The sequence below is a fragment of the Aeromonas sp. QDB18 genome (genome assembly GCF_027705325.1).
Lineage (GTDB): Bacteria > Pseudomonadota > Gammaproteobacteria > Enterobacterales > Aeromonadaceae > Aeromonas > Aeromonas caviae.
The window spans coordinates 1-2,051 of sequence record NZ_JAPDBQ010000255.1 but is presented as its reverse complement, the minus strand read 5'-3'; the positions used below and the strand labels follow the sequence as shown (position 1 = coordinate 2,051).

The following is a 2,051-nucleotide window of genomic DNA, read 5'->3' as shown; positions in this document are numbered from 1 at the left end:
GAAAAGATCGGCTCAAACTGAAAAAATGAAATGACTGAGTCAGCCGAGAAGAATTTCCCCGCTTATTCGCACCTTCCATAAGAACTTCTATTGCATCTTCTAGCTTATTCAAATTACGAACGCAATGTGGCCCACTTCGTCTAATGTCACCTTTCAGAAGCAGCTCATTATTCCAGTTATGAATAATCCACTCCAGTAACTTATTCACATGTGTCTCGTCCACGAACTCCCGAGCCTCGGGCGATCTAAAGATTATTAATGCTTGATGCAAATATATTTCAGCCAGTTCAATGGCAGTCTGCATAGTCTCATGAGTCACAAGTGCGTTTCTGTAGTCTCTATTTTTAAACACATGAAGTGCCGCCGCGATTCTCGAAGCCTGCTCCATAAACTTTGAACCAAAATCTTTATAGTGTTCCAAATATTCCCCGCCCCTCATTGCGTATTCAATGTCATTAAACTTGTCATTCCAAATTTTCTTAGCACTCTCTGTTAAATTCAGGCAATGACGTTCCTTGCCTTGTGCTCTCATCTCGAGCCCTTCTTGCAGTAATGCATCAATCCTTGAGCTAAATCTACCTAATTTAATTTTATCATCTAGTGATGCGCTATCATCCCTATCTTCTTGACGATAGCCAATCTCTGACTCAGGCTCACACAGTAGAATTCGAGCGTCTAATCCAGAGCTTCTCATCGCATCACCATTACTATCTCTGAATATTCTATATATATCAGGCTGGATTTGCATGCTCAAAGTCAAACGAGCACCTTCAATATGAACTTCAGGGGCATTGGCTCTGTCAACACGTATAGTTTGACCTGACCATAGTGAGTTAAACAATGCATTATCTTTCATCAAGTCACTGGACAGTAGTGTCCCAGCTTCATCGGACACCAGAGCTAATGACGTATTCTTCTCAGCTAACATCGACTTCAGTTTTGCGACTGTTATATCCTCAGCTAAAATCCTCTTAACTAACGGAGCTATAGGCATATTTGAATGGTGAGTGTGCCATGCCTCTATTATAATGGGCTGCTCATCACCTTTTTTATACATCTCACCTAATTCCCTCCTTAACACTTTTTCCTTCATATTCCACAATTCCAGTTCGATCTGATATTTCTGCTGTGCAGCATCTACCTGCTCAGCCAAGCATTTTTCAAATTCACGGACTGGTTTCATCAGTAGCTTATCGACCGTGCTTTTTCTCTCGCCAGAAGCAGCTAGAATTAGAGTGTAAAGTGATGCCGGTATTTTCATCTCACTTTTTGGGCTAATATCTACCAACTGCTGCGATGCGATAGCCATTACAGACAACATTTGAGTCAAGATCATAAATCTCGGGGCCTTTGTTTTATAGGCGACGACATCCAGTGTATCCCAAAGGGACTGATCTAACCGCTCAATGACAGCTTCAATGGCTCTGTGTTGATTCATTTTTGACCTCCATTGTTTGACTACTTTGTGACCTGGTTGCGATCCATTGATTGACCTCGCTCTGACGCCAGCCGATCGCTGACTTGCCAAGTTTTATCGCCTTGGGAAAGCTGGGATCATGCCGGGAAGACCTGGCGTTCAGCTTGTCGTAAATAGTTGATCTAGATAGACTAATTAGCTTGGAAAGCTCAGCCATCCTGATGATGGGGTCTATTGTCTCTAGTGTCATGTGAAATCCCTCTAACGTCTAATTGAATGAGCTCGCATTATGGCGGGCCTCTGGGGTAAGGTCAGGGGGGAAAAACTACGATCCCAACGGGTAAATCATGACAACACACTTCTTTATGATTTTTTTCGACGCTATAGCAAAGGCCCTTGGGTTTAGTAGCCCGGTCCGCCCAACCAAGAAGACCGGCGAAAGTTTGCGCCGTGAACGTCCATCAAATTCTGAAAAATATGATTTACAAAAAACACTGAAAAAAATAACAAAACGCTTACACGATGGTAGCAATTTGCCACCTACCATTCTATTAAACCATCATGTACAGGATCTTTAGCTACAACCAATTGAAATAGATAGAAAAAAGGCTTCGTTTGTGATCTGATTTAATCG

Annotated in this window: 3 protein-coding genes; 1 reads left to right on the top strand and 2 read right to left on the bottom strand. The window is 42.3% G+C overall.

Annotated features, from left to right (window positions below):
• Both OKC30_RS20615 and OKC30_RS20610 read right to left on the bottom strand, forming a co-directional pair.
• The coding region (locus OKC30_RS20615; protein ID WP_270667002.1) for a YfjI family protein at nucleotides 1–1,438 on the bottom strand (1,438 nt) is incomplete at its 3' end.
• Complete coding sequence (locus OKC30_RS20610) at nucleotides 1,416–1,634, bottom strand: helix-turn-helix transcriptional regulator (RefSeq protein ID WP_231557000.1); 219 nt, start codon at nucleotides 1,632–1,634, stop codon at nucleotides 1,416–1,418. The genes OKC30_RS20610 and OKC30_RS20615, both read right to left, overlap by 23 nt.
• Nucleotides 1,635–1,764: 130 nt before the next feature.
• Between OKC30_RS20610 and OKC30_RS20605 the strand changes: the two genes are divergently transcribed.
• Nucleotides 1,765–1,995 carry a hypothetical protein gene (locus OKC30_RS20605; RefSeq protein WP_270809796.1) on the top strand — a complete coding sequence of 77 codons (231 nt, stop codon included), beginning with the start codon at nucleotides 1,765–1,767 and terminating at the stop codon, nucleotides 1,993–1,995.
• Nucleotides 1,996–2,051 lie beyond the last annotated feature (56 nt).